The sequence below is a fragment of the Xanthomonas sp. SHU 308 genome (assembly GCF_000364645.1).
GTDB classification, from domain to species: domain Bacteria; phylum Pseudomonadota; class Gammaproteobacteria; order Xanthomonadales; family Xanthomonadaceae; genus Xanthomonas_A; species Xanthomonas_A sontii.
This window is the reverse complement of sequence record NZ_AQOK01000125.1, coordinates 24,329-30,778: the sequence shown is the minus strand read 5'-3', so window position 1 is coordinate 30,778 and position 6,450 is coordinate 24,329. Positions and strand designations below refer to the sequence as shown.

Annotated in this window: 4 protein-coding genes; 1 reads left to right on the top strand and 3 read right to left on the bottom strand. The window is 68.4% G+C overall.

Features of this window, described 5'->3' with window-relative positions:
* Positions 1-219: 219 nt before the first annotated feature.
* Entirely contained in the window at positions 220-2,196 is a 1,977-nt protein-coding gene (gene rep, locus D588_RS0105585) for a DNA helicase Rep (RefSeq protein ID WP_010340793.1), read from the bottom strand.
* A 132-nt stretch (positions 2,197-2,328) separates the two neighbouring features.
* Here rep and D588_RS0105580 point away from each other — a divergent pair, with 132 nt between their 5' ends.
* Positions 2,329-2,949 carry a thymidine kinase gene (locus tag D588_RS0105580; protein ID WP_017907968.1) on the top strand — a complete coding sequence of 207 codons (621 nt, stop codon included), beginning with the start codon at positions 2,329-2,331 and terminating at the stop codon, positions 2,947-2,949.
* 501 nt (positions 2,950-3,450) lie between these two features.
* Here the strand turns inward: D588_RS0105580 and D588_RS0105575 are convergent.
* Both D588_RS0105575 and mutM read right to left on the bottom strand, forming a co-directional pair.
* On the bottom strand, positions 3,451-5,055 hold the full coding sequence (locus tag D588_RS0105575; RefSeq protein ID WP_039726155.1) for a glucan biosynthesis protein D: 1,605 nt from the start codon (positions 5,053-5,055) through the stop codon (positions 3,451-3,453).
* A gap of 399 nt (positions 5,056-5,454) precedes the next feature.
* Positions 5,455-6,267 (bottom strand): bifunctional DNA-formamidopyrimidine glycosylase/DNA-(apurinic or apyrimidinic site) lyase, encoded by an 813-nt coding sequence (gene mutM, locus D588_RS0105570; RefSeq protein ID WP_017915272.1) that lies wholly within the window; start codon positions 6,265-6,267, stop codon positions 5,455-5,457.
* Positions 6,268-6,450: the final 183 nt, after the last annotated feature.

The window sequence follows — 6,450 nt, the reverse complement described above, 5'->3', positions numbered from 1 at the left end:
AGGGGTTGGGGTGAGGGTCCGGCGCGAAGCGACTCGCGGAGTGTGAGTGCACGAGGCTTCGCCCGCACCCTCATCCGCCCCTACGGGCACCTTCTCCCGCAGGGAGAAGGAACAGCCGATTAGCCCCTGCGTACATCCGCACGCCCCATCCCCAGCGACCGCACTCGCAACGCACCCCGCCGTTACGAATCCCCATTCCCCATTCCCCAATCCCGGCTTCTAATCAAACAACGCCTGGATCGCCGCCAACCCTGCATTCGCGCGTTCCTTCTTGCGCGCGGCGTCGGCCACCGGGTCGGCGCCGTCGCGCTGCATTTCCTCGGCCGGGATCTCGTCGAAGAAGCGGCTGGGCTTGAGCCGGATATGCTCGCCGAACTTGCGGGTAAGCTTGCTGTAGCTCATCCACAGCTGCTCCTTGGCGCGGGTGATGCCCACGTACAGCAGGCGCCGCTCTTCCTGCAGGTTGCCCTCTTCCAGGCTGACCTCGTGCGGCAGCACGCCGTCCTCGCAGCCCACGATGAACACGTAGCGGAACTCCAGGCCCTTGGACGCGTGCATGGTCATCATCCGCACCTGGTTGCCGCCGTCGTCCTTGTCGTTGCGCGACAGCAGCGCCAGCTGCGCGGCCAGGTCGCCGACGGTGGCGCCGCGTGGGCCGCCCTCGAACCACTTGGCCAGTTCCTCCAGGTTGCCGCGGCGGCGCTGGAAACTCGCTTCGTCCTTGCACTGGCTGCGCAGCTCGCGGATCAGCCCCGACTGCTCGGCGAGCTGGCGCACCACGTCGGCCGAGGACAGCGTGGTCGAGGCCGCGCGCAGTTCGTGCAGGATGTCGACGAAGTCGCTCAGGCCGTTGGCCGCGCGCGGCGGCAACTGCTGCAGCGCGCCCACCGACTCGGCCGCGCGCGACATCGGCAGGTGCTTGGCCGAAGCCAGTTCGGCCAGCTTGGCCAGCGAGGTCGCGCCGACCTCGCGCTTGGGCGCCTGCACCGCGCGCAGGAACGCCGCGTCGTCGTCTGGATTGACCAGCAGGCGCAGCCAGGACAGCACGTCCTTGACCTCCTGCCGCTCCAGGAACGCGGTGCCGCCGGTGATGTGGTACGGCACGCTGGCCATCTGCAGCGCCTTTTCCAGCGGCCGCGACTGGAAGTTGCCGCGGAACAGGATGCAGAAATCGCTCCACGGCACCTGCTTGGCGGTACCCAGGTAGGCGATCTCGGCGGCCACCTTCTCCGCCTCGTGCTCGCTGTCGCGGCACTCCCACACGCGGATGCGCTCGCCGTCGGCCTGGTCGCTCCACAGCGTCTTCAGATGCTCGTGCGGGTTGTGCGCGATCAACGCATTGGCCGCGCGCAGCACGCGGTTGGAGCAGCGGTAGTTCTGCTCCAGCTTGATGATCTGCAGGGCCGGATAGTCGCGGCCCATCTGCATCAGGTTTTCCGGGTTGGCGCCGCGCCAGGCGTAGATGCTCTGGTCGTCGTCGCCCACGCAGGTGAAGTTGCCGCGCGGGCCGGCCAGCATCTTCAGCAACCGGTACTGCGCGTCATTGGTGTCCTGGCTTTCGTCCACCAGCAGATAGCCGATGCGCTCGCGCCAGGCCATCACGATGTCTTCGTTCTCCTCCAGCACCTGCACCGGCAGGCGGATCAGGTCGTCGAAGTCCACCGCGTTGAAGGTGCTCAGCCGCGCCTGGTAGCGCTCGTACAGGCTGGCCGCCTCCTGCTCGCGGTTGCTGCGGGCCGCCGCCATCGCCTGCTCCGGCGACAGCCCGGCGTTCTTGGCGCGCGAGATCAGGTTCTTGGCGTCCTCGATGGCATCGGGCTTGGCGCCGGGCATCAGGTCCTTGATCTGCGCGGCGGCATCGTCGGCGTCGAAGATCGAGAAGCCGCGCTTCAGGCCCACCGCCGCGTGTTCGATCTGCAGGAACTTCAGCCCCAGGGCGTGGAAGGTGCAGATGGTCAGGCCGTCGGCGGCCTCGCTGCGGATGCGCTTGGCCACGCGCTCGCGCATTTCCTTGGCCGACTTGTTGGTGAAGGTGATCGCGGCGATGCGCTTGGCCGGGTAACGGCCGCTGGCGATCAGGTGCGCGATCTTTTCCACGATCACGCGGGTCTTGCCGCTGCCGGCGCCGGCCAGCACCAGCAACGGACCCTCGCAATGCAGGACCGCGGCGCGTTGGGGAGGATTGAGACCGTGCATGAAGACTTCCCTTGGCCGCGCATTGTAACGGGCGCCGGCCGGCGCCGACGCCCCACCGCCGCGCCGGCGCTGAACCGGTTCGCGAACCGCCCGGCGGCCGGGGCGCGCGGCCGCCGCGCTAGAATCGGCGGCATGGCGAAACTGTATTTCTACTATTCGGCGATGAACGCCGGCAAGACCACCACGCTGCTGCAGTCGGCGCACAACTACCGCGAGCGCGGCATGCGCACGGCGATCCTGACGCCGCGGCTGGACCATCGCGCCGGCAGCGGCGTGGTCGCCTCGCGCATCGGCCTGCGCGCCGACGGCATGCCCTTCGTCGCCGACACCGATCTGCTGGCCACCCTCGAGGCCGACATCGCCAGCCACGGGCCACTGCATTGCGTGCTGGTGGACGAAGCGCAGTTCCTCAGCCGCGCCCAGGTCTGGCAACTCAGCGAAGTGGTCGACCGGCTGCGCATCCCGGTGCTGTGCTACGGCCTGCGCACCGATTTCCGCGGCGAGCTGTTCGAGGGCAGCCAGTACCTGCTGGCCTGGGCCGACGAACTGCAGGAGATCAAGACCATCTGCCACACCGGCAGCAAGGCGACGATGACCGTGCGCGTGGACGAGAACGGCCATGCGGTGCAGGACGGCCCGCAGGTGGAGATCGGCGGCAACGAACGCTACGTGTCGGTCAGCCGCCCCGAGTTCAAGAAGATCATGCGCGGCGAAGGCCGCATCGATCCGCTGCAGATCGCACTGCCGCTGTAACCCGCATGCAACGCGCGACGCACCGCACTGGTGCGTCGGATCGGTCCGCGATGAACCGCCGCTGACGATTGCCGCGCAGGCGCCTGTGCCTATGCCATCAGTCTATGGAGCGCACCCGGCGGCATGCCTAGAATCGCGCCGATCGCTCACTCATGGGATGAGGAAAATGCTTTCGTTCAAAGGATTTTTTGCCGGCAGCGGCACCGCACTGGCCTGTGCCCTGCTGCTCGCCCTGCCTGGCCCCGCCGCTGCGGCCCCGGGCGACCACACCTTCGCAGGAGCCGGGCAAGCACTGAACGCGGAGCCATTCCCGCGTCGGGACTGAAGTCCCTCCCACAGCAGCCCAGTGCCGGGCCTGTGCGCTCCTGTGGGGGCGACTTCAGCCGCGACGCGCGATGCGCACCAAGCTCGCACACCCGGCTGCGCCAGGACTGAAATGCGAGCGCAATGCCCGATCCAAGCACACGCACGCTGCCCGGCAGGCAGCGCGCGCGGTTGCGCTCAATACAGCTTGCGCTCGGCCGCCGGCGGCGGCGTCCACTGGTACAGCCAGGTTTCGGTGAGCGGGCGCTCGCCGCTGCGCAGGTACAGGCGGATGTCGATCTGCTCGGTGCCGTCGTCCGGCGGCACCACGTCGAACATCGCGCGGTAGCCGGAGATCTCGTGCAACGGCCGCGCCGAGACGATCTCGGTGCGGCCGCGGTTGAGCTGCAGCACCGCCTCGACCTTGGCGTCCTTCTCCTTGCCCAGCTTGGCCAGTTCGCCGCCGACGAAATCCACCGCGAAGCGCCACGAGAAGTAATGCCGCTTCTGCCCGACCACGCCGCCCAGGCCGGTGCGGGTGGCCACGCAGTGCGCCAGCGGCGAGGACGCCGGCGCCTGTGCGCCCCAGTACAGGCGGTAGCCGAACAGCAGCTCCTGTCCGGGCTGCGGCTTGTCCTGCGGATTCCAGAACGCGACGATGTTGTCGAAGGTCTCGTCGACGGTGGGGATCTCCACCAGTTGCACCGAGCCCTTGCCCCAGCCCTGCTTCGGCTCCACCCACAGGCACGGGCGCTTCTCGTAGAACACGCCGTCGTCCTGGTAATGATCGAAGTTGCGGTCGCGCTGCAGCAGGCCGAAACCGCGCGGGTTCTCGTCGACGAACATGTTGAAGCGCAGATGCGGCGGATTGCACAGCGGCCGCCAGATCCACTCGCCGCCGCCGGTCCACATCGCCAGGCCGTCGGTGTCGTGGATCTCCGGGCGCCAGTCCCAATCCATGCGGCGGTCGTTCTCGCCCACCTGGTACATGCTGGTGCACGGCCCCAGGCCCAGGCGCTCGATGGTCTTGCGCGGATACAACGCGCTGTCGATGTCCATCAGCAACACGTCGCCATTGGTGATCGCGAAGCGGTAGGCACCGGCCACGCTGGGCGAATCCAGCAGCGCATACACCACCACCGTGTCCGAGCCGGCCTTGGGCTGCTCCAGCCAGTAGGCGATGAAGTCCGGGAACTCCTCCGGGCCGCCGGTGCCGGTATCGATCGCCAACCCGCGCGCCGACTGGCCGTACTGGCCCTCCTTGCCGACCGCACGGAAGTAGCTGGCACCGAGGAACGCGGCGAAGTCGCGCTCGGTGTCCTGCTTGGTGTTGAGGCGGAAACCGGCGAAGCCCAGTTCCTTCGGCAGCGGCTTGCCCTTCAGCCCGCTGCTGCCGTAATCGAACGCCGCGCTGTCGTAGGCCAGTTCCTGCGCCTGCCCGTCGACCAGGTCGAACATGTGCACCGGCGTCTTGAAGTACAGCCCCAGGTGGAAGAACTTGGCCTGGAACTTCGGGCCCTGCTCGGCCGCCCACAACGCGTGATCCTGGCGGTAGCGGATAGACTGGTACTGGTCCCAGGTCAAGCCCTCCACCGGCGCCGGCAGCGCCCGCTTGTGGCTCTGGTACGGCGCATCCGCCATGGCCCGCGCGTGGCCCTTGAGCCAAGCGTAGTCGAACGGCTGCGGCTTGCCCAGGCGGCGCAGGCCCACCGCAGGGGCCGCCTGGCCGAGCATCGGCATCGCCGGCAAGCCCATGGCGGCGAAGGCGGCGGCGGCGTTCTTGAGGAAATCGCGTCGTTGCATGGCCGGATCGAAACGGAAAAGGACGCCCATCATAGACAAGCGGCGCCGAAGGTGGCGGTGATGGATGGTGTCCTTGGGTGCGAGCCCCGGACGCAGACGTGCTGGAGGTGGGCGGGCCCCGGCCGAGACAGTTGCCGGCCCGACCACAGCGGCGTCGCTATGCCCGAGTGGGCAAGGCCTCTTCTGGAGCCGCTAACGACGCGACAAGGCCCGCTGAAAAGCCCACCGACATGTGCGCTTGAGCAGACCCGTTACCGGCAAGGCCCGTCGCGGCTGAATCGCGCTCGCGATCGCGACGGCCCATCGTGCCGAGACGCTGCAAGAAGCGCGGTGCTGCCGGTGTCCCTGCGGGCGCCGCACCGCCTTCGCCGGTGCGTGCAGCGCGATCGCGTTCGTTGCTCAGCGCTGGCAGTGGCCACACCAGACGCTGGCGCGTTGGCCGATGCTGGCGTGGCGCAGCGTGCGTCCGCAACGCTTGCAGGCCTCGCCCTCGCGGCCGTAGACCGACAGCTCCTGCTCGAAGTAGCCCGGCGCCCCGTCCGGGCTGATGAAATCGCGCAGGGTCGTGCCGCCGCGCTGGATCGCATAACCCAGGATCGCCTTGGCCGCCTCGGCCAGGCGTGCGTAACGGGCACGCGAGACGTCGCCGGCCTCGCGCAGCGGACTGATGCCCGCCTGGAACAGGCTCTCTGCCGCGTAGATGTTGCCCACCCCGACCACGATGCGCTGATCCATCAAAAAGGTTTTGACCGGCGCGGTACGGCCGCGACTGAGCCGGAACAGATGATCGCCGTCGAACGCCTCCGACAGCGGCTCCGGCCCCAGCTCGGCGAGCAGCGGATGGGTCTCGCCCGGCGCCTGCCACAGCAGGCAGCCGAACCGGCGCGGGTCGTTGAAGCGGAGCACCCGGCCGTCTTCCAGGCTGATGTCGACGTGGTCGTGCGCCCGCGGCGGCGTGTCGCCCGGCAGCACGCGCAAGCTGCCGGACATGCCCAGATGCAGCAGCGCACTACCGACCGCGGTGTCCAGCAACAGATACTTGGCGCGCCGGCGAATGCCCTCGATGCGCTGCCCGGGCAACCGCTCGGCCACCTCCGGCGGAATCGGCCAGCGCAGATCCGGCCGCCGCAGGATCACCCCATGGATGCGCCGCCCCGACAGATGCGGCTCCAGGCCGCGCCGGGTGGTTTCGACTTCGGGGAGTTCGGGCATGGAACGCGGCCGTAGCGGTCGGGCGGGAACTAGGAGCTACCAACTCTATCATTAGGGGCGTTTTCCAGCGTTGGATGCATCGCCTCCAGCCAGACGCACATCGAAGTGGGTGCATGCGCACAAGTTTCGTCGGATGGTTCATTGCGATGGCCACAGCCGGCCCTCGATTGCCAGCGGCACGGG